General features: G+C 64.3%; 21 protein-coding genes and 1 riboswitch. Of the genes, 15 read left to right on the top strand and 6 right to left on the bottom strand.

Annotated elements, in window-relative coordinates; all coding sequences use genetic code 11:
* Positions 1-62: 62 nt before the first annotated feature.
* Positions 63-923, bottom strand: coding sequence for a formyltetrahydrofolate deformylase (gene purU, locus KNN17_RS12885; RefSeq protein WP_078106002.1), 861 nt, complete (start codon positions 921-923; stop codon positions 63-65).
* A gap of 36 nt (positions 924-959) precedes the next feature.
* Positions 960-1,045, top strand: a riboswitch (ZMP/ZTP riboswitch).
* Positions 1,046-1,150: 105 nt separating this feature from the next.
* On the opposite strand from purU, the gene glyA reads away from it, so the two are divergent.
* The 13 genes from glyA (at position 1,151) to KNN17_RS12950 (ending at position 12,812) form a co-directional block, all read left to right on the top strand.
* The gene (gene glyA, locus KNN17_RS12890; RefSeq protein WP_078106001.1) at positions 1,151-2,449 is read left to right on the top strand and encodes a serine hydroxymethyltransferase; all 1,299 of its coding nucleotides are present in this window, start codon (positions 1,151-1,153) and stop codon (positions 2,447-2,449) included.
* Positions 2,450-2,457: 8 nt separating this feature from the next.
* Positions 2,458-3,369, top strand: a complete 912-nt coding sequence (locus KNN17_RS12895) for a bifunctional methylenetetrahydrofolate dehydrogenase/methenyltetrahydrofolate cyclohydrolase (RefSeq protein WP_241709456.1) — start codon at positions 2,458-2,460, stop codon at positions 3,367-3,369.
* Positions 3,370-3,471: 102 nt separating this feature from the next.
* Positions 3,472-4,599: a sensor histidine kinase gene (locus KNN17_RS12900; protein WP_241709457.1), complete on the top strand. Its 1,128-nt coding sequence runs from the start codon at positions 3,472-3,474 to the stop codon at positions 4,597-4,599.
* On the top strand, positions 4,596-5,261 hold the full coding sequence (locus KNN17_RS12905; protein WP_241709458.1) for a response regulator: 666 nt from the start codon (positions 4,596-4,598) through the stop codon (positions 5,259-5,261). The genes KNN17_RS12900 and KNN17_RS12905 overlap by 4 nt, the downstream gene beginning before the upstream one ends.
* Before the next feature lie 133 nt (positions 5,262-5,394).
* Positions 5,395-5,694: an SHOCT domain-containing protein gene (locus KNN17_RS12910; protein WP_078105997.1), complete on the top strand. Its 300-nt coding sequence runs from the start codon at positions 5,395-5,397 to the stop codon at positions 5,692-5,694.
* Positions 5,695-5,923: 229 nt separating this feature from the next.
* A complete protein-coding gene (locus tag KNN17_RS12915) occupies positions 5,924-6,853 on the top strand; it encodes an ABC transporter ATP-binding protein (protein WP_241709522.1) in 930 nt (309 codons plus the stop codon).
* The gene (locus KNN17_RS12920; protein ID WP_241709459.1) at positions 6,846-7,667 is read left to right on the top strand and encodes an ABC transporter permease; all 822 of its coding nucleotides are present in this window, start codon (positions 6,846-6,848) and stop codon (positions 7,665-7,667) included. Before KNN17_RS12915 ends, KNN17_RS12920 begins: the two co-directional genes overlap by 8 nt.
* The gene (locus KNN17_RS12925) at positions 7,664-8,497 is read left to right on the top strand and encodes an ABC transporter permease (RefSeq protein ID WP_241709460.1); all 834 of its coding nucleotides are present in this window, start codon (positions 7,664-7,666) and stop codon (positions 8,495-8,497) included. The genes KNN17_RS12920 and KNN17_RS12925 overlap by 4 nt, the downstream gene beginning before the upstream one ends.
* Before the next feature lie 67 nt (positions 8,498-8,564).
* Complete coding sequence (locus KNN17_RS12930) at positions 8,565-9,137, top strand: hypothetical protein (RefSeq protein WP_078105995.1); 573 nt, start codon at positions 8,565-8,567, stop codon at positions 9,135-9,137.
* A 10-nt stretch (positions 9,138-9,147) separates the two neighbouring features.
* A complete protein-coding gene (locus KNN17_RS12935; protein ID WP_078105994.1) occupies positions 9,148-9,981 on the top strand; it encodes an exodeoxyribonuclease III in 834 nt (277 codons plus the stop codon).
* An 18-nt stretch (positions 9,982-9,999) separates the two neighbouring features.
* Complete coding sequence (trpS, locus tag KNN17_RS12940) at positions 10,000-11,091, top strand: tryptophan--tRNA ligase (RefSeq protein WP_241709461.1); 1,092 nt, start codon at positions 10,000-10,002, stop codon at positions 11,089-11,091.
* Between the two features lie 4 nt (positions 11,092-11,095).
* Positions 11,096-11,788, top strand: coding sequence for a 2'-5' RNA ligase family protein (locus KNN17_RS12945; RefSeq protein WP_241709462.1), 693 nt, complete (start codon positions 11,096-11,098; stop codon positions 11,786-11,788).
* A complete protein-coding gene (locus KNN17_RS12950; RefSeq protein ID WP_242598798.1) occupies positions 11,676-12,812 on the top strand; it encodes a YihY/virulence factor BrkB family protein in 1,137 nt (378 codons plus the stop codon). Before KNN17_RS12945 ends, KNN17_RS12950 begins: the two co-directional genes overlap by 113 nt.
* A 91-nt stretch (positions 12,813-12,903) precedes the next feature.
* Here KNN17_RS12950 and KNN17_RS12955 read toward each other — a convergent pair whose 3' ends face one another.
* The 5 genes from KNN17_RS12955 to sdhC form a co-directional block, all read right to left on the bottom strand.
* Positions 12,904-13,668, bottom strand: coding sequence for an alpha/beta hydrolase family protein (locus KNN17_RS12955; RefSeq protein ID WP_078105991.1), 765 nt, complete (start codon positions 13,666-13,668; stop codon positions 12,904-12,906).
* Positions 13,669-13,779: 111 nt separating this feature from the next.
* On the bottom strand, positions 13,780-14,562 hold the full coding sequence (locus KNN17_RS12960) for a succinate dehydrogenase iron-sulfur subunit (RefSeq protein WP_078105990.1): 783 nt from the start codon (positions 14,560-14,562) through the stop codon (positions 13,780-13,782).
* 1 nt (position 14,563) lies between these two features.
* Positions 14,564-16,363 carry a succinate dehydrogenase flavoprotein subunit gene (gene sdhA / locus KNN17_RS12965; RefSeq protein WP_241709463.1) on the bottom strand — a complete coding sequence of 600 codons (1,800 nt, stop codon included), beginning with the start codon at positions 16,361-16,363 and terminating at the stop codon, positions 14,564-14,566.
* Between the two features lie 94 nt (positions 16,364-16,457).
* On the bottom strand, positions 16,458-16,937 hold the full coding sequence (locus KNN17_RS12970) for a succinate dehydrogenase hydrophobic membrane anchor subunit (protein WP_078105988.1): 480 nt from the start codon (positions 16,935-16,937) through the stop codon (positions 16,458-16,460).
* 3 nt (positions 16,938-16,940) lie between these two features.
* Complete coding sequence (gene sdhC, locus KNN17_RS12975) at positions 16,941-17,321, bottom strand: succinate dehydrogenase, cytochrome b556 subunit (RefSeq protein ID WP_241709464.1); 381 nt, start codon at positions 17,319-17,321, stop codon at positions 16,941-16,943.
* 238 nt (positions 17,322-17,559) lie between these two features.
* On the opposite strand from sdhC, the gene KNN17_RS12980 reads away from it, so the two are divergent.
* Complete coding sequence (locus KNN17_RS12980) at positions 17,560-18,693, top strand: mannose-1-phosphate guanylyltransferase (protein ID WP_078105986.1); 1,134 nt, start codon at positions 17,560-17,562, stop codon at positions 18,691-18,693.
* Between the two features lie 76 nt (positions 18,694-18,769).
* Complete coding sequence (locus KNN17_RS12985) at positions 18,770-19,969, top strand: amidohydrolase (protein ID WP_078105985.1); 1,200 nt, start codon at positions 18,770-18,772, stop codon at positions 19,967-19,969.
* Positions 19,970-20,082: the final 113 nt, after the last annotated feature.

Raw genomic sequence — 20,082 nt, forward strand, 5'->3', positions numbered from 1 at the left:
GTAGGTGTCGTTATGGGGCGTCAAAACGACATTAAATGCGAGCCAGTTGGGTGGGGAGAGCGTTAGTTGAACACCACCGTGCGGGTGCCGTCGAGCAGGACGCGGTGTTCGGCGTGCCACTGCACGGCCTGGGCGAGCGTGCGGCCTTCGACGTCGCGGCCCATCTGCACGAATTGCTCGGCCGTGCGGGCGTGGTCCACCCGGATGACTTCCTGCTCGATGATCGGACCCTCGTCGAGGTCCGCCGTGACGTAATGCGCAGTTGCGCCGATGATCTTCACTCCCCGGGCATGCGCCTGGTGGTAGGGCTTGGCGCCCTTGAAGGACGGCAGGAAGGAGTGATGGATGTTGATGGCCTTGCCGTTGAGCTCGGTGCAGAGCTCGTTGGAGAGGACCTGCATGTACCGCGCCAGGACGGTCAGCTCGATGCCGTGCTCGTGGATGAGTTCGAGCAGCTTCGCCTCGGCCCGGGGTTTGGTGTCCGGGGTGACCGGGATGTGGTGGAAGGGGATCCCGTAGAACTCCGCCAGGCCTTCGAGGTCCCGGTGGTTCGACACGATGGCCGGTACCTCGATGGGGAGGGTTCCGGTGCGTTGCTGGAAGAGCAGGTCGTTGAGGCAGTGTGCGTCCTTCGAACCCAGGATCAGGGTACGGACTTTCTGGCCCACCGGGTTGATCTGCCACTTCATGCCGAATGCTTGGGCCACCGGGGCCAGCGCCGAACTCAGCTCGGCCTCGGTCGAGGACGTGGTGGCTTCCACCCGCATGAAAAAGTTTCCCGTGCTGGGGCTGCCGTATTGCTGGGAATCGGCGATGTTGCAGCCTGCCTCCAACAAGGCGCCTGCAACGGCGTGCACAATTCCGGGCCGGTCCGGGCAGGACAGGGTTACAACAAAAGACGTAGGCAGGGTGGATTCAGTCACACGATCAAGCCTACCGTTGCGCACCTGTTGTACTGTTTAAGTCGTCGCGACTGGCGTTGGGTGGTGTACCACCAGGGAGCGGCACTGATGAAGACCACGGATCGTACGCCTGGGCCGAGGGTCACGTTTTACCGTCGCTCTGCCACGCCCCGTAATCAAAGGCATGGAAAAAACCCAGCCGGTAGCCTGACCTGTAGAAATACCCGTTGCCTATCCAGGAGATCTTCGTGACCACCTCCACCATCACCTCCGCGACCATCAGCAACCAGCCGCTCGCCGAGCTCGACCCCGAGATCGCCGCGGTTCTGGAACAGGAACTCGGCCGCCAGCGCGGCACCCTGGAAATGATCGCTTCCGAGAACTTTGCGCCCCGCGCCGTCATGGAGGCCCAGGGTTCCGTCCTGACCAACAAGTACGCTGAAGGCTACCCGGGCCGCCGCTACTACGGTGGCTGCGAATACGTGGACATCGCCGAGCAGCTGGCCATCGACCGCGTGAAGGCCCTCTTCGGCGCAGAGTATGCCAACGTGCAGCCGCACTCCGGCGCGCAGGCCAACGCAGCAGCCCTGTCGGCCATGATCACTCCCGGCGACAAGATCCTCGGCCTTTCGCTCGCCCACGGCGGCCACCTGACCCACGGCATGAAGCTCAACTTCTCCGGAAAGCTCTACAACGTAGCTGCCTACCAGGTTGAAGAAGACACCTTCCGCGTGGACATGGACAAGCTCCGCGAACAGGCCATTGCCGAGAAGCCCCAGGTCATCATCGCCGGCTGGTCCGCTTACCCGCGCCACCTCGACTTCGCTGCCTTCCGTTCCATCGCCGACGAGGTCGGTGCGCTCCTCTGGACGGACATGGCCCATTTCGCGGGCCTCGTCGCAGCAGGGCTGCACCCGAGCCCGGTGCCGCACTCCGACGTCGTTACCTCCACGGTGCACAAGACGCTCTCCGGCCCCCGCTCCGGCGTGATCCTCGCCAAGCAGGAATGGGCGAAGAAGCTCAACTCCAACGTGTTCCCGGGCCAGCAGGGCGGCCCGCTCATGCACGTGATCGCCGCGAAGGCTGTTGCCTTCAAGATCGCTGCCGGCGAGGAATTCAAGGAGCGCCAGGAGCGCGTCCTCGAAGGTGCCAAGATCATCGCCGATCGCCTCAACCAGGCCGACGTCGCCGAAGCCGGCGTTTCCGTGTTGACCGGAGGAACCGACGTGCACTTGGTCCTCGTGGACCTGCGCAACTCGCAGCTGGACGGCCAGCAGGCCGAAGACCTCCTGCACTCGGTGGGCATCACCGTCAACCGCAACGCCGTTCCGTTCGACCCCCGTCCGCCGATGGTCACCTCCGGCCTGCGCATCGGTACCCCGGCCCTGGCTACCCGCGGCTTCGGTGCCACCGAATTCACCGAGGTTGCCGAGATCATCGCTTCGGCGCTGAAGGCCGGCTCCGCCACCGATGTTGAAGCCCTCCAAGCCCGCGTCGACAAGCTCGCCGCCGACTTCCCGCTGTACCCGCAGCACGAGCAGTGGTGAACCCTTCCATGACGCAGACCGCGAAGATCCTTGACGGCAAGGCCGCTGCCGCCGCCATCAAGTCTGAGCTGACCGAGCGTGTCGCCGCGCTGAGGGCCCACGGCATCACTCCGGGCATTGCCACTGTGCTCATTGGTGCTGACCCTGCCTCGCAGCTTTACGTGTCCATGAAGCACAAGCAGTCTGTGGAGATCGGGATGAACTCGATCCAGCGAGAGCTTCCGGCGGACGCCACCCAGGCCCAGGTTGAGGCCCTCATCGACGAACTCAATGCGGACCCCGCCTGTCACGGCTATATTGTGCAGCTGCCGCTGCCCAAGCACCTGGACACCGACGCCATCCTCGAGCGGATCGACCCCGCCAAGGATGCAGACGGCCTGCACCCGACCAACCTGGGCCGGCTGGTGCTCAACGTCAACGGAGAGATCACCTCGCCGCTGCCGTGCACGCCCCGCGGTGTCATCGAGCTCCTGGAGCGCAACGGCTACAGCCTCGCCGGCAAGCACGTTGTGGTGGTCGGCCGTGGCGTCACGATCGGCCGCTCGATCGGCCTGCTGCTCACCCGGCGGGCCGTGAACGCCACCGTGACCCTGACGCACACCGGCACCAAGAACCTCCCGGAGTTGCTGCGGCAGGCAGACGTGATTGTGGGCGCGGCGGGTGCCAAGCACATCGTCAAGCCTGGGGACGTGAAGCCGGGCGCGGCCGTGCTCGACGTCGGCGTCACCCGTGAAACCGACCCCGAGACGGGCAAGAGCAAGGTCCACGGCGACATCGATCCCGCCGTTGCCGAGGTGGCCGGCTGGATTTCGCCGAACCCCGGCGGCGTGGGTCCCATGACCGTGGCGCTGCTCATGACCAACGTGGTCGAAGCAGCGGAACGCCAATTGGCAGCGGGAAGCGTCTCCGGCGTCGCCTGATATTGCTTCCCACCAGCGCGTAGGGCGCCTACTCCCGCAGGAGTAGGCGCCCTACGCCGTTAACCCGACGACGCGGGCGCCGTCCGCGGCTAGGCTCGGAGCATGCAGCGGCGATTCCAGGGCCCTCCCACGAGTTTCATCGTGATCGCGGCGGCCCTGATCCAGGTCCTCGGGACCGTCTTCTCGGCGAGCCACCAAGCCGGCCCCCGCCCCTTGGACCCGCTCGCGTTCCTGCTGTTGCTGGCGGGCCCCGCGGCCCTGGCTTTCCGGACCCGCAGGCCCGCCGTCATGCTGCCGACCACCCTGGCGGCCACGGCCATCTACCTCCTCCTTGGTTATGCCTGGGGTCCCATCGCGCTGTCCCTGGCGCTCTCGATCATCCTGACCGCCGCCGCGGGGTTGCGCTGGCTGGCGTGGCTTGGGGCCGGGATTTCGGCCGCGGCCGTCGTTCTGACGGCTGTCCTCGCCGGGGATGAGACAGGGCTTGTCCGGGCCTCCGCCGGCGTTGCCTGGGCGGCGATCCTCGTCCTGATCGGTGAAGGCTTCCGACGGCGGGGCGAACGGATGGCCGAATACCGGCGACGGCGGGAGGCCGCGAAACAGGCCGAACGGGACGAATACCGCCTCACCCTCGCCCGTGACATCCACGACGTGGTGGCTCACTCCCTGTCGATGATCAACGTCCAGGCCTCCGTGGCGCTCCACCTGGGCACGAACGATCCCGAGAAGCTCCGCCCGGCGCTGGAAGCCATCAAGGCCGCGAGCAAGGAATCCCTGGCCGAGGTCCGTCAACTCCTCGGGGTGCTGCGCGACGACGCCCCGCTCAGTCCCGCGGCACCGCCGAATCTGGGACGGATCCTGGAACTCGTGGAAGACGCGCGGCGCGGCGGGCTGGAGGTGCGGTTCGAGAACTCCCTAGACGGGGACAGAGTAGGTGCTGCACAGCAGGAAGCTGCCTACCGGATCGTCCAGGAAGGGCTGAGCAACGTCCGCAGGCACTCAGGCGCGGCGTCCGCCGTCGTGCATCTGGACGTGGCAGGGAACGCGCTGACCGTCAGGATCGACGACGACGGCGCAGGCCTCCGGGGAGCGCCCGCGGGGAACGGATTGAGGGGCATGCGCGAGCGCGTCGAGGCCCTCGGCGGCATTCTCGGCCTCACGTCGCTGGAGCCCGGGCTGCGCGTGGAAGCGAACCTCCCGTTGAACCCCGTGCAAGGACACCAGGCATGATCCGTTTGCTGCTCGTCGACGACCAGAACCTGATCCGGGCCGGATTCCGGGCCCTCCTGGACGCCGAACCGGACATGGAAGTGGTGGCCGAAGCCGGTACCGGCCGGGATGCCGTCAGGCTGGCCGAGCGCGAGGCGCCCGACGTCGTCCTCATGGACATCCGCATGCCCGATGGTGACGGACTGGCCGCCACCAGGGACATCCTGGCCAACCCCGGCCTCGCGCACACCCGCATCATCATCCTCACCACGTTCGAGCTGGACGAATACATCGCCGAAGCCGTGCGCGCGGGTGCCGCAGGCTTCCTCGTCAAGGACACCGAACCGGAGGAACTGATCCGCGCCGTGCGGGTAGTGCACGACGGCGACGCCCTCCTTTCGCCGTCCGTGACACGCCGCATCATGGCCCAGCTCGCCCTGCACAGCAAAGCGGCGTCGAAGACCGTGCCCCTCGACCAAATCACTGAGCGCGAGCGGGAAGTCCTTGCATTGGTAGGGGAGGGCCTGAACAACGCAGAGATCGCCGAGCGGCTCTTCATCACCCCACTGACGGCGAAGACGCACGTTTCACGGATCATGACCAAACTGCTGGTCCGGGACCGTGCGCAATTGGTGGTGCTGGCGTACGAATCCGGCCTGGTCCGGCCCGGCTGGAGCAGCTAGCCAGGGCACGCAGTCTCCCGGGGGAGTAGGCGGCAGGCCGCAAGTGACTCCCGGTGGCCGACGCGATTCGATGGGCCGAAAACCAGACTGGAACCAGAGCCGAGATACGGCCTGTTGAGAGTTTGGACTGGACATGTTGACATCACTGAGCACCACCCTCGGCGTCGCGGCCGCCCAGCTGCCCGCCGACGTCGTCCATGGACCCGGGGGCGGATTCGTCTTCTGGCCGTTTTTCCTCCTGATCCCGCTGTTTTGGATCCTCGTGATTGGATTCTTCATCTTCTTCGGGCGCCGGATGTGGCGCCGTAACCACTACTGGGCAGCAACCCAGGGCGCCGAAAGCGTGCTGAGGGAGCGCTACGCACGCGGGGAAATCGACGAGACCGAGTACCGCCAGCGCCTGGAAGTGCTACGGGCACATCCCACGAAATGAGGAACCGGCGGATTCTGCTGGATCACTCGCCGGGATGAACCATCAGGCCTTGGAACCACGCGGTTCCAGGGCCTGAGGTGTGGAGTGATCCAGCAGCATGCCGCGCAGGGTCCAGCAGGTTAATCCAGAAAATTGCGGAATACCTCTTTCACGCATTCCTTGGCTCTACTAGTCTGCTGGGGTGCACAATGAAGCCACCCGCTCTTTCTCCACGTCAGCCAGCTTCGAGATGAACCCAGCCGCAGTCATCACAGCCGAAAACCTCACCAAGAGCTACGGCGAGCTCACCGCCGTCGACGGTATCTCGTTCGAGGTTCCGGCAGGGGAGTCCTTCGGCCTGCTTGGCCCCAACGGCGCCGGCAAATCGACCACCATGAAAATGATCGGCGGGGTCTCCCAGCGCACGTCCGGGAAGCTCAGCATCATGGGCCTGGACCCGGAAACCCATGGGCCGGAAGTCCGTGCGCACCTCGGAGTGGTACCGCAACAGGACAACCTGGACGAGGAACTGAAGGTCCGCGAAAACCTTATTGTCTATGGCCGCTACTTCGGCCTGCCCTTGAGCTACTTGCGCCCCAAGGCCGACGAACTGCTCGAGTTCGCCCAGCTGACGGACAAGGCCAGGTCCAGGGTCGATGCCCTTTCGGGCGGCATGAAACGGCGCCTCACGATTGCCCGCTCGCTCATCAACGAACCGAAGATCCTGCTCCTGGACGAGCCCACCACGGGGCTGGATCCGCAGGCCCGCCACATCCTCTGGGACAGGCTGTTCAGGCTCAAGGAGCAAGGTGTCACGCTGATCCTTACAACGCACTACATGGACGAGGCCGAACAACTTTGCGACCGGTTGATCGTGGTGGACAAAGGCCGGATCATGGCCGAAGGCTCGCCGGCGAGCCTGATCCGCGAATATTCCACCCGCGAGGTCCTGGAACTCCGCTTCGGTTCGGAACGCAACTCCACCATCGGCGTCGAACTCGCGGGCATCGGCGAACGCGTCGAGACGCTACCGGACCGGGTGCTCATCTACGCGAACGACGGCGAAGCGGCGCTCGAACAAGTCTCCGCACGCCGGCTCCGACCCTTGACCTCGCTGGTGCGGCGTTCTTCGCTGGAGGATGTCTTCCTCCGGCTGACCGGACGGAGCCTCGTTGATTAGCGCCCACTCCCCGGCTGTCTCGGCCAGACGGGCGAAGCGCTGGGGATCCTTCTTCTACGCCGAGCAGGTCCTGCGAGTGATGCGTGGCTACGGCTGGTCGGTGTTCCTCTACAGCGTGGGGCAGCCGGTCGCCTACTTGTTCGCGATGGGCATCGGGCTCGCGAGCCTCGTGGATGCGAACAGCGGGGCGGTGTTTGGTGGCGTGAACTACTTGACCTTCATCGCGCCGGCGCTGTTGGTCTCATCTGCGGTCATGACGGCGTCGGGGGACTTTTCCTACCCGATCATGGACGGCTTCAAATGGCGCCGCGTGTTCTACGGCCCGCATGCCTCCCCGCTGGTGCCGCAGCAGATCGCCGCGGGCCACATCATGGCCAGCGCCTTGAAGTTCCTGGTGCAATCGGTGGTGTACTTCGCCATCGTGGCCATGTTCGGTGCGTCGCCGAGTCCGTGGGGCTGGGTGTCGGCGATAGTTGCCACGGTGGCCGGGCTGTCCTTCGGGCTGCCGCTCATGGCCTATGCCTCGACCATCACCAAGGACTCCGGCCAGTTCGCGCTGGTGCAGCGATTCATCGTGGTGCCGCTGTTCCTGTTTTCGGGCACGTTCTTTCCGCTGGATTCGCTGCCGCTCGGAGTGCGCTGGATCGGTTGGATTTCCCCGGTCTGGCACGGCACGCAGCTGGGCCGCGTCTTCACTTATGGACTCGAGGAGAGTCCCTTGTTGATGCTGGCCCACGTCCTGTTCCTCGTGGGAGCTGCCGCTGCGGGTTGGACGCTGACACGACGGCAGTTCGCCAGGAGGATGGGCGCATGAGCGTACTGACCGGCGGCCACAGTGCCACTGACGCTGCCCGTGAACGCACCTTCGGTCCGCTGTACTCCCGCAACGCGCTTGCTGTGGTGTCCCGGGGCCTCATGGCCGCGAAAAGCAGCACCTGGTTGATCCTGGTGTCCGGGTTCTTCGAGCCGGTGCTTTACTTGGTCTCCATGGGCGTGGGACTCGGCCCCATCGTGGGTACTGTGGCGGGCCCGGGAGGCCAGGAAATCAGCTATGCGGCCTATATCGCGCCCGCGCTCCTGGCCGTGTCCGCCATGAACGGAGCCGTCTATGACTCCACGTGGAACGTGTTCTTCAAGATGAACTTCGCCAAGCTGTACCAGGGAATGCTCTACACCTCGCTCGGACCATTGGACGTAGCCATCGGGGAGATCTTCCTGGCCCTGCTGCGCGGACTCCTGTATGCCACGGGGTTCACCGCCGTCATGGCCGTCATGGGACTCATCACCACGCCATGGGCCATCCTCGTCATTCCGGCCTCGGTGCTGATCGCTTTCGGCTTTGCGAGTTTCGGCATGGGCATCACCAGCTTCATGAAGACTTTCCAACAGATGGACTGGATCAACTTCTTCATGCTGCCCATGTTCCTTTTCAGCGCCACCTTCTACCCGCTGACCGTCTACCCGCAATACATCCAGTGGCTCATCCAGGCGATGCCCCTGTGGCACGGCGTGGAACTCCTGCGGCAGATCAGCATTGGTTCCTTCAGCCCGGCAACGGCAGTCCATATCGCCTACTACCTCGTGATGATCGCGCTCGGCATCACCCTCACGACCGGAAGGTTGCGCAAGCTCTTCCTGAAATAGCGGCGCGGGCTGTTCGCCGGGGGTGGAAGCGAGGGGTTCGTCGCCCGGAGTTTGCGACAATGGGTGCATGCGATCCCTCGGCGACTCCCCGTCATCTGTTCCCTCGTCCGCTTCCGCCCGGAGCCCCTTCAAAGGCTTCCGCATCGGTGGACTGGGCATGACGGTGGTGCTCATCGCCTTCCTGGTGGCCGTCATCTTCGCCGCCAACCACAACGACGTCGTCGGCTGGATCGTTGCCGTTATCTCCTTCGGCTGGCTCGCGCTCGCCGCTTTCGTGGTCTTCAGCATCCAGAAGGCCGCCCGGCGGGCCGGTGAAAAACTCACCGAAGCCCAGAACGCCTTCAACGCGGCAACCGGCCGGGCGCCGTCGTCGTCGAGCGCCGATCACGGTGGCACCCGGGTGGTCTCGGAACGGAACGAAGCGGACGAAATGCGGGACCTCAAACTGGACCACTCTTTCAAGATCGTCCAGGTGCAGGTACGCGTGGTGGAGGACGAACGCGCCAAGGGCGACGCCGCCGATCAGGACACCATCAACCGCGCCTTGGAAACCATCGCCATTACATCAAGCAATGCCCGGGACATGATCAAGTCCTCCAGCGGCGGCGACGAGCCCGTTTCGGGCACCATCATCGACTAGAGTAGGCGGGGTGAGCTCGGCATTGAAGAAGGACTTCCTTCGCATCGCAACGGTCAACGTCAACGGCATTCGCGCCGCCTACAAGAAGGGCATGGCGGAGTGGCTGGAACCCCGCGACGTCGACATCCTGTGCCTGCAGGAAGTCCGCGCGCCTGACGAGGTGGTCAACCAGCTCATCGGCGAAGGCTGGTACATCCTCCACGCCGAAGCCGAGGCGAAGGGCCGTGCCGGCGTCGCTATTGCCTCCCGGCAGGAACCCGTTGCCACCCGCGTGGGTATCGGCGACGACTACTTCGCCACGACTGGACGCTGGGTCGAAGCGGACTACGTCGTGCGGGACCGCGGCGGCAAGGACACTACGCTGACGGTCGTCAGCGCTTATGTGCACTCCGGGGAAGCGGACACGCCCAAGCAGGTGGACAAGTACCGCTTCCTGGACGTCATGACCACAAGGCTTCCGGAACTTGCCAAGCACAGCGAGCACGCCCTGGTGGTCGGCGACCTCAACGTGGGCCACACCGAACTCGACATCAAGAATTGGAAGGGCAACACCAAGCGTGCCGGTTTCCTTCCTGAGGAGCGCGCGTACTTCGACCGCTTCTTCGGCGACGAGATCGGATGGAGGGATGTCCACAGGGGCCTGGCAGGAAATGTCGAAGGCCCCTACACCTGGTGGTCCCAGCGCGGTAAGGCCTTTGACACTGACACTGGCTGGCGCATCGACTACCACATGGCCACTCCCGGACTCGCGGCAGCCGCACTTTCGGCCGTCGTTGACCGGGCGCCGTCGTGGGACACCCGTTTCTCCGACCACGCACCGCTGGTAGTCGACTACCAGCTCTAAGCTTTCGAAAGTTTCCTCATGACCAGTTCCACCACGACTGAACCCGCTGCAGCCGCAGCCAAGGCAACATCAACCAAACTGGCCGCCGGGGCCAAGCACCGCGTGCTGTCCGGCATGCAGCCCTCCGCTGATTCCCTCCACCTGGGCAACTACCTCGGTGCCCTGGTCAACTGGGTCCGCATGCAGGACGAATACGACGCCATCTTCTTCATCCCGGACCTGCATGCCATCACGGTGCCTCAGGATCCCGCTGAGCTGGCCCGCCGTACGCGCGTTACCGCCGCGCAGTACATCGCCGGCGGCGTCGACGTGAACAAGTGCACGCTGTTCGTCCAGTCGCAGGTTCCTGAACACGCCCAGCTGGCGTGGGTCCTCGGCTGCATCACAGGCTTCGGCGAGGCCTCGCGCATGATCCAGTTCAAGGACAAGTCGCTTCAGCACGGTTCGGACCATGCAAGCGTCGGGCTCTTTACGTACCCGATCCTGCAGGCCGCCGACATCCTGTTGTACCAGCCACACGGGGTGCCCGTAGGCGAAGACCAGCGGCAGCACATTGAGCTCAGCCGCGACCTCGCCCAGCGTTTCAACAGCCGCTACGGCGAGACGTTCCAGGTGCCGCAGGCCTTCATCCAGAAGGAAACGGCCAAGATCTACGATCTCCAGAACCCGACGGCCAAGATGTCCAAGTCCGCGGAGTCGCCGGCCGGCCTGATCAACCTGCTCGATGACCCGAAGATCACGGCCAAGCGCATCAAGTCGGCAGTCACGGACACCGAGACGGAAATCCGCTTCGACCGCGAGGCCAAGCCCGGGGTGTCCAACCTGCTGAGCATCTACTCGTCCATCAGCGGCCAGCCGGTGGAGAAGATCGTAGCGGACTACGAAGGCAAGATGTACGGCCACCTGAAGGTCGACCTCGCGGAACTCGTTGCGGCCCACCTTGGGCCGATCCGGGACCGCGCCAACGAGTTGCTGGCCGATCCGGCCGAGCTCGACCGGCTCCTGGCCCACGGAGCGGACAAAGCGCGCGAAATCGCCTCGGCCACCCTCGCCGACGTCTACGCCAAGGTGGGCTTCCTGCCTTACGGCGGAGCACAAGGAATCCGCTAAAGCCATGTGCGCAGCTGGCAAGCTCAGCGTCCAGGTCGGCTCCCGTTCAAGGGGAGCCGGCCAGGCCACTGATGCCCGCCGGGACGAGGCTACGCGGCAGTCTGCCAGCGCCTGCGGGGACAGCTTGTGCGTAGGAGTCATCCTGGGCTTCCCCAGGGAGGTCGCCCAGGAACTCCAGCAATGGCGTGCTTCCTTCGGTGATCCCATGGCAGAGGTCATTCCGGCCCACATCACCCTCGTCACCACTACGCCCGCCCAGGACTGGGAGGCCACCCGCGAACATGTTCGCGATGTCGCCCGCCGCCAGGCACCCTTCAAGATCACGATTTCCGGCACAGGCTCCTTCCGGCCGGTCTCACCAGTGGTGTTCCTGAAGGTGGAAGACGGTTTCGAGGAGTGCGTGGGCCTTCACGAACAGCTGCAGACAGGGCCGCTGGAACGCGATCTTCCTTTCCCGTACCACCCGCACGTGACGGTGGCCCACGATGTCGCCCCGGAAAGCCTGGACGAGGCCGAAACGGTGCTCAAGAACTACACCGCCACCTTCCCGGTGGTTAGCATGGGACTTTACGAGCACGACGACAATGGCATCTGGCAGCTACGGGAAGAGCTCGACTTTGGCGGCGACGCAGATCAATCACGGAAACGCACAGCACAACAACCGGCAGCAGGCCGAGAGGCCACCTCTGCCGACTGAAGGCGCGCAGCTGAAGCTGCAGCTCATTCACCGGCAGGTCGAATGGGGCAAAGCCCGGCGCTCGGGCAATCGGGGCGCCACGATACCGGCGTTCATCAACCTTGCCCTCGCGCGGCTGGGCAACTTCCGGCCCATGCGCACCTTCAATCTCTACAACCTGCGCCATGGTCCGCTCTTGAGCGCCGGCATTGGCTTCACCATGTTCTTCTCCGTGACGGGCTTGCTGGCAACGGGTTTCGCCGTGACCGGCTTGGTCCTCAACGGACAGCCCCAACTGGTTGATTCAATTGTCTCCAGCGTCGCCACGGCGGCCCCGGGACTTTTGAAAACCAGCGGCGGCAACGGCCTGGTGGATCCGCATGATCTCTTGAATCCCACGGGCCTTGGCTGGACTGCTGCCATAGCCGCCGTCGTCACCGTATTTACCGCGCTCGGCTGGATCGCCGGAATCCGGGAGGGACTTCGCGGAGTCATCGGGCTGGACCCCTTGCAGGAGAACCCGCTGCTGATGAAGGCGCGCGACGCCGGTACCCTCCTGCTGCTTGGCGCAGCCCTGGTGGTCAGTGCCGGTGTTTCGCTTGTGTTCGGGACGGCGGCCGGATGGATCATCGACCGGCTCGGAATGGCTGACGCAGTGGCCGGCCCTGTCACTTGGCTCGTTCGCACGGCCGTTCCGCTGGTCCTCAACTGGGCGACGGCGGTCATCATGTTCCGTTTCGCGGGCCGCCTGAAACTTCGCCGCCAGGCGTTCGTGGAAGGAACGGTGCTTGCCGGCATCGGAACCACCATCCTCCAGATCTTCAGCACGGAACTGCTCGCGAACGCCGGACGGAACCCCATTCTGGCCTCATTCGCCATCATCATCGGGCTTCTCATCTGGTTCAACCTGGTCAGTCAGGTCTATTTGCTCTCCGCAGCGTGGGCGGCCGTGAGGGAAGCGGACACAGGTGCCAGCGAGCACCCCAAGCCTGCCCTCGGATCGCGGCACCCTTCGCCGCGCACGTTTCCACGCAAGGGATCTTGAAGGCAAGCAGAGGCCCAACTGACTAGCAGTTGTTGTCGTTTTGAGCCCTCATAACGACAACAACTGCTAGTCAGTTGGGCTGGGGCTCGCGTTAGTCGCCGAGGTATTGACCGGCCCACGCTGAGATGATCCGGGCAACCCGGGCGGCCTGTCCCTTGCCGGTCAACAGGTGGTCGCTGCCTTCGAGCGAAACGAAGCTCCGCGGGTGCCGCGCCGTTTGGAAGATCTCGCTGGCATTGTCGATGCCCACGGTATTGTCCGTGGGGGAGTGCAGGACCATGAGGGGCCGGTGCAAAGTGCGGATGCAGTCCCTGAGGTCGGCCTGCTCCACGTCCTCCACAAAGTGGCGGCGAACCTCCATCCGCCTGCCGCCCAGATTGACTTCTGCGCTGCCTTCACTGAGGATCGTGCTTACTTCGGCGTCGAACATGTGCTCCACGTGCTTGGGCTCGAAGGGAGCGCCCACAGTGGCAACAGCCCGAACCTCGGGAAGACCTAGAGCCGCCGCCAGGACAGCCGCCCCGCCGAAAGAGTGGCCTACCAGCAGGGAGATTTCCTTGTCATCCGCACGCATGAACTCCGCCGCGCGGATAGTGTCCGCCACTTTCACGCTGAACGATCCGGCGGACCATTCGCCCGCAGAGTCGCCCAGCCCGAGGTTGTCGAAGCGAAGCATGCCGACCCCAAGGTCCGCCAAGCCCTTGCAGATACGCGAAGCAGAGGGGCTGTCCTTGCCGAGGGTCAACCCATGGGAGAACACGCCCCAGCCCCGGACCGGGCCCTCGGGAACATCCACGATACCTGCCAGGAGATCTCCGGTGCTGCCTTCGAAGCTGATCTTCATGGATTTGGACACCTGTCCGCCTTTCGTTGTGCGGCTTGCCCGGCTTTCGCGGGCGACTCTTAAAGAACGACGACGGCGTACCCCGCCATGGGGGACACCGTCGTCGTACTCTAACTTCGGAAACTAGATCTTGCGTGCCAGGATAGCCTGCTTGACCTCGGCGATCGCCTGGGTCACCTGGATGCCACGCGGGCAAGCCTCTGAGCAGTTGAAGGTGGTGCGGCAACGCCACACGCCTTCCTTGTCGTTGAGGATCTCCAAGCGCATGTCACCGGCATCGTCACGGGAGTCGAAGATGAAACGGTGCGCGTTCACAATCGCGGCCGGGCCGAAGTACTGGCCGTCAGTCCAGAACACCGGGCAGGACGAGGTGCACGCAGCGCACAGGATGCACTTGGTGGTGTCATCGAACCGTTCACGGTCCTCGACCGACTGCAGTCGTTCCTTGGTGGGCTCGTGGCCCTTGTTGATCAGGAACGGCATGACTTCGCGGAAGGACTGGAAGAACGGCTCCATGTCCACGATCAGGTCCTTCTCCACCGGGAGGCCCTTGATCGGTTCAACGGTGATGGGCTTGGAGGTGTCCAGGTCCTTCAGCAGGGTCTTGCACGCGAGGCGGTTGCGGCCGTTGATGCGCATGGCGTCGGAGCCACACACGCCGTGTGCGCAGGAACGGCGGAAGGACAGCGAGCCATCGATCTCCCACTTGATCTTGTGCAGGGCGTCCAGCACGCGGTCGGTGCCGTACATCGTCAGCTGGTGGTCTTCCCATACGGGCTCTTCCGAGACCTCGGGGTTGTAGCGTCGCACTCGCAGGGTGATGTTGAAGGTGGGAATTTCCCCGCCTCCACCAATGTGCGCGGGCAGCTCGATCTTGGATGCTGGCTCAGCAAGTTCGGCAGACATCTTAGTACTTCCTCACCATCGGCTCGTAGCGCGTAAAGACAACAGGCTTGGTGCCGAGTCGGATGCCCGCGATTGCTTCCGCAGATCCGTCCGCTGGGGCGTGCTCATCCTTATACGCCATGGAGTGCTTCATGAATTTTTCGTCGTCGCGCTCCGGGAAGTCCTCCCGGAAGTGGCCTCCGCGTGACTCTTCGCGGTGCAGGGCAGCAACTGTCATGACCTTGGCCAGTTCCAGCAGGAACCCCAGCTCCACTGCTTCGAGCAAGTCAAGGTTGAAGCGCTTTCCCTTGTCCTGGACGCTGATGCGCTGGTAGCGCTCTTCGAGGGACGCGATGTCCGTGAGCACCTGGTTCAGGGTATCCGCGGTACGGAAGACCTGCATGTTGGCATCCATGGTGTCCTGCAGTTCCTTGCGGATCGCGGCAACCCTTTCACCACCATCTGCCGTGCGGACGTGGTTCAGCAGATCCAGCGTGTAGGCCTCCGGGTCTTCCGGGAGCTCCACGAAGTCCGCCGTCTTGGCGTATTCGGCTGCGGCGATGCCCGCTCGCTTGCCGAAGACGTTGATGTCCAGCAGCGAGTTGGTCCCCAAGCGGTTGGAGCCGTGCACGGAAACACAAGCAACTTCGCCGGCCGCGTACAGGCCCGGCACGATGGTGTCGTTGTCCTGCAGGACCTCGGTGGTGATGTTGGTGGGGATGCCGCCCATGGCGTAGTGCGCCGTCGGGAACACGGGAACGGGTTCCGTGTAGGGCTCGACGCCGAGGTAAGTGCGCGCGAACTCGGTGATGTCCGGAAGCTTGGCGTCAATGTGCGCCGGCTCCAGGTGGGTCAGGTCCAGGAGGACGTAGTCCTTGTTCGGGCCACAGCCGCGTCCCTCACGGACTTCGTTGGCCATGGACCGGGCCACGATGTCACGGGGCGCGAGGTCCTTGATGGTGGGTGCGTAGCGTTCCATGAAGCGCTCACCCTCCGAGTTGCGAAGGATCGCGCCCTCGCCGCGGGCAGCTTCCGAGAGGAGGATGCCCAAGCCGGCGAGACCGGTCGGGTGGAACTGGAAGAACTCCATGTCCTCGAGCGGGATTCCGCGGCGGAAGGCGATGCCCATGCCGTCACCGGTCAGGGTGTGGGCGTTGGAGGTGGTCTTGAAGACCTTGCCAGCGCCGCCGGAGGCGAACACCACGGACTTCGCCTGGAAGACGTGCAATTCGCCGGAGGCGAGGTCGTAGGACACGACGCCGGCAACACGCTTCTGCTTGTACGGCGTTCCGTCTTCGCGGACTGCGTCTTCCTCGACGGTCAGCAGGTCCAGGACGTAGTACTCGTTGTAGAACTCAACATTGTGCTTGACGCAGTTTTGGTACAGGGTCTGCAGGATCATGTGACCCGTGCGGTCTGCTGCGTAGCAGGCGCGGCGGACGGGAGCCTTGCCGTGGTCACGGGTGTGGCCACCGAAACGGCGCTGGTCAATGCGGCCTTCGGGCGTGCGGTTGAACGGAAGGCCCATCTTTTCCAGGTCCAGCACGGCGTCGATGGCTTCCTTCGCCATGACTTCGGCTGCATCCTGGTCAACCAGGTAGTCGCCGCCCTTGATGGTGTCGAATGTGTGCCACTCCCAGTTGTCCTCTTCGACGTTGGCGAGGGCTGCACACATGCCGCCCTGGGCCGCGCCGGTGTGGGAACGGGTGGGGTAGAGCTTGGTCAGTACTGCGGTGCGTGCGCGCTGACCGGATTCGATCGCGGCGCGCATGCCGGCGCCGCCGGCACCGACAATAACGACGTCGTACTTATGGACCTGCATACCAGATGCTCTTTCTCTCTAAGTCAGATGGTCGGCGGAGCCTGCTCCGCGCGTGTTGTGCACAGCCGGACGAGCCGGTGGTGCAGCGGAGCGGCTACGGCGCCGGGCAGAACCCGCCCGGCAGCTGAACGCCGTTGGCGACAGGGCACGGGTTGAACGTGAAGATCACCAGTGTGCCAAGAACCACGATGACGACTGTAGCCGCGTAAAGGACCACCTTGAGCCAGAGGCGGGTGGCGTCTTTCTCGGCGTAGTCGTTGATGATGGTGCGGACGCCGTTGGTGCCGTGCAGCATGGCGAGCCACAGCATGGCCAGGTCCCAGAACTGCCAGAACGGGTCGGCCCACTTGCCGGCCACGAAGCCGAAGTCGATGCCGTGGATGCCCTCGCCCACCATGAGGTTCACGAAGAGGTGGCCGAAGATCAGAACCACGAGCACGACGCCGGAGAGCCGCATGAACAGCCAAGCGAACATCTCGAAGTTACCCTTGGAACCGGCGCCGCGACGGTACTGCGGAGCAATCTTCCCGCCGCTCACTTTTCCGCTGCGCGGGCTTTGAATGTCAGTGCTCATGGCTTAGTGGCCTCCCAGTGCGAGGGACAAGTGGCGGATGGCGAAGGCGCCGAAAACGACCAGCCACAAGACCAGGACGGTCCACAGCAGCTGGCGCTGGTACTTGGCGCCCTTCTTCCAGAAGTCAATGGCGATCACGCGCAGGCCATTGAAGGCGTGGAATACGATCGCTGCGACGAGGCCCGTCTCGCCCAGGGCCATGAGGGGGTTCTTGTAGGCGCCGATAACGGCCGTGTAGGCCTCCGGGGACACACGCACCAATGAGGTGTCCAGCACATGGACCAACAAGAAGAAAAAGATCACAACACCGGTAATGCGGTGTCCAACCCAGGACCACATGCCTTCACGGCCGCGGTACAAGGTGCCAGCTGGTTTTGTCGGCACTGAATAAACCTTCCTGCAACACAGCGGCGCTTGCACGGGATCCATGCGGGGGGAACGCCAGCCGCGAGAGCACTCGTAGCTCAGCCTAAATCTAGGCTTCGCTCACAGCTTATTCAATTTAGGTGCCCCTTGTTGTAACGAGAGTGCGGGTGTTCGCCTGAATTCCGGCCTTTCCGCGGCGAGGGTGAGACGAAGACCACAAAGTGGGACTTGCGCGCGTGTCGGATAAGGTGTTGCGGTGAGTATAGAAAACGCTGCAAGCCTCGAATCGCCATTGCGCCACTTCCACGCGGTTATTCCGGCCGGTGGAGTGGGCACGCGCCTGTGGCCGCTTTCGCGCGCTGCCGCGCCCAAATTCCTGCACGACCTCACGGGTTCGGGGAGCACGCTGCTGCGGGCAACGTACGACCGCCTCGAACCGTTGGCCGGCAACCGCGTGCTGGTAGTGACGGGCGTGGCGCACCGCATTGCTGTTTGCCGCCAGCTTCCCGAAGTGGGCGAGGACGAGCTGGTCCTCGAAAGCGAGCCAAAGGACTCGGGGGCGGCCATCGGACTCGCCGCCGCCATCCTGCACCGCCGTGACCCGGACACCATCATGGGTTCCTTCGCCGCCGACCACGTCATCAGCCCTGACGATCTCTTCCGGGAAACCGTCCGCGAGGCCATCCACACTGCCGCCGCTGGAAAAATCGTCACCATCGGCATCAAGCCGACGCACCCGTCAACCGGATTCGGCTATATCCGTACCGGCGACTTGCTCAATATCGACAATGCGCCGAACGCGCATGCGGTGGTCGAATTCGTCGAGAAGCCGAGCGAAGACATTGCCAAGAAGTACCTCGAGACCGGCGACTATGTCTGGAACGCCGGCATGTTCGTCGCTCCCGTTGCACTCATGCTCAAGCACCTCGAAGCCAACCAGCCGGTGCTGTTTGCCGGACTGCAGGAAATTGCGGACGCTTGGGACACCCCGGACCGCGATGAAGTGACCGCCCGGGTCTGGCCGACACTGCCGAAGATCGCCATTGACTACGCCGTGGCCGAACCCGCCGCGGCGGCGGGCGATGTCGCAGTCGTGCCCGGTACCTTCCGCTGGGACGACGTCGGAGACTTCGCCGCGATCGGTCGCCTCAACAATGCCGGCGACGTCGATGAGGTGACGGTCCTCGGTGAAGGCGCCCGTGTCTTCACCGAGAACGCCAGCGGCGTGGTTGTTTCCGATACGAAGCGTGTGATTGCGCTGATCGGCATCAAGGACGTCGTGATCGTTGATACGCCGGACGCGCTGCTTGTCACCACGAAGGAGCATGCCCAACGGGTCAAGGGAGCGGTGGACGCGCTCAAGGCCAGCGGGGACACCGACGTTCTCTAGCGCACTCCGGTGGCGCCGGTCGTAACCAAGAGACCCCTTTCGCTATTCGGAGGGTGCGGATGGCTAGAGTTGTGAGGTGCGCAATTTCACTACCGAAACCGAGCCGACCCCCGTGGTGAAACCGTGGCTTGATGATCTCTTGCCGGAACTCATCGAATTCCGGAGGGACCTGCATGCGCACCCCGAACTTTCCTTCAAGGAATTTCGTACCACGGACAAGCTGGTTGAACGGCTCGAGGCGGCAGGCCTCGAGCCCCGTCGGCTGGAGGGCTCCGGGCTGACGGTCGACGTCGGCGAGGGGCCCATCGCCACGGCCCTGCGCGGCGATATCGACGCTCTCCCCATCATCGAAGAGACCGGGCTTCCGTTCGCATCGAAGAACCACGGGGTCACCCACGCGTGCGGGCATGACGTTCACACCACCAGCATGCTCGGCATCGCTTTGGTGCTGCACGCCATGCACCAGGAATCCCCCTTGGGCGGCACGGTCCGCATCATCTTCCAGCCGGCAGAGGAAACCATGCCCGGCGGGGCGTTGTCCTGCATCGAGCAAGGCGTGCTCCAGGGTGTCCCGCGGATTCTGGCACTGCACTGCGATCCGCGCATCAACGTCGGCAAGATCGGTACCCGCATCGGCGCCATCACCTCCGCCTCGGACACCATCAAGATCGAACTGACCGGACGCGGCGGCCATACATCCCGTCCGCATCTGACTGAAGACCTGGTCTTCGCGCTGGCCCAGATCGCCGTCAACGTCCCGGCTGTCCTCTCCCGGCGCGTGGACGTGCGCAGCGGTGTGTCGGTGGTGTGGGGCCAGATCACGGCAGGTTCCGCGCCCAACGCCATCCCCGCCAGCGGCTACATGGCAGGCACCATGCGCTGCCTGGACCGTGACGCCTGGCATAGCGCCGGGGAACTGCTCGACGACGTCGTCCAGCAAGTCGCTGCGCCGTACGGAGTGGACGTACACCTTGAGCACACCCGCGGCGTCCCTCCCGTGGTCAACTCGGAACACGAGACTGCCATCATCGAGGCCGCGGCCCGTGCGGAACTCGGCGAGCACGCCGTCGTCCTGACGCCGCAGTCCATGGGCGGTGAGGACTTTGCCTGGTTCCTCGCCGACCTGCCCGGTGCCATGATGCGGCTCGGAACCCACACGCCCGGTGGCGAAGAATACGATCTCCACCGAGGCGACTTCATCGTGGACGAGCGTGCCCTCGGCTTCGCGATCCAAGTCCTGGCCGCCGCTGCGTTGCGAACCATCCGGGATCTCTAAAACGGCGGACGCCCGCTCACCTTTGCCGCCGTTCAGGCCGACGCCCGCTCAGCTCATCTGCGGGAGGATCCCGCCGTCGGGGCTTGTTTGTGAGCGGGCGTTTGTGGGGTGGG

Source organism: Arthrobacter bambusae, from assembly GCF_022606295.1.
Taxonomy (GTDB): Bacteria; Actinomycetota; Actinomycetes; order Actinomycetales; family Micrococcaceae; genus Arthrobacter; species Arthrobacter bambusae_A.

Excerpts from the sequence above, each read along its gene's own strand:
- KNN17_RS12950 (WP_242598798.1), top strand. The coding sequence starts at position 11,676 with ATGGCATCTGGCAGCTACGGGAAGAGCTCGACTTTGGCGGCGACGCAG.
- KNN17_RS12905 (WP_241709458.1), top strand. The coding sequence starts at position 4,596 with ATGATCCGTTTGCTGCTCGTCGACGACCAGAACCTGATCCGGGCCGGA.
- KNN17_RS12960 (WP_078105990.1), bottom strand. The coding sequence starts at position 14,562 with ATGTCTGCCGAACTTGCTGAGCCAGCATCCAAGATCGAGCTGCCCGCG.
- KNN17_RS12915 (WP_241709522.1), top strand. The coding sequence starts at position 5,924 with ATGAACCCAGCCGCAGTCATCACAGCCGAAAACCTCACCAAGAGCTAC.
- KNN17_RS12900 (WP_241709457.1), top strand. The coding sequence starts at position 3,472 with ATGCAGCGGCGATTCCAGGGCCCTCCCACGAGTTTCATCGTGATCGCG.
- KNN17_RS12910 (WP_078105997.1), top strand. The coding sequence starts at position 5,395 with ATGTTGACATCACTGAGCACCACCCTCGGCGTCGCGGCCGCCCAGCTG.
- KNN17_RS12945 (WP_241709462.1), top strand. The coding sequence starts at position 11,096 with ATGTGCGCAGCTGGCAAGCTCAGCGTCCAGGTCGGCTCCCGTTCAAGG.
- KNN17_RS12895 (WP_241709456.1), top strand. The coding sequence starts at position 2,458 with ATGACGCAGACCGCGAAGATCCTTGACGGCAAGGCCGCTGCCGCCGCC.
- KNN17_RS12970 (WP_078105988.1), bottom strand. The coding sequence starts at position 16,937 with ATGAGCACTGACATTCAAAGCCCGCGCAGCGGAAAAGTGAGCGGCGGG.
- trpS (WP_241709461.1), top strand. The coding sequence starts at position 10,000 with ATGACCAGTTCCACCACGACTGAACCCGCTGCAGCCGCAGCCAAGGCA.
- sdhA (WP_241709463.1), bottom strand. The coding sequence starts at position 16,363 with ATGCAGGTCCATAAGTACGACGTCGTTATTGTCGGTGCCGGCGGCGCC.
- KNN17_RS12930 (WP_078105995.1), top strand. The coding sequence starts at position 8,565 with ATGCGATCCCTCGGCGACTCCCCGTCATCTGTTCCCTCGTCCGCTTCC.
- KNN17_RS12925 (WP_241709460.1), top strand. The coding sequence starts at position 7,664 with ATGAGCGTACTGACCGGCGGCCACAGTGCCACTGACGCTGCCCGTGAA.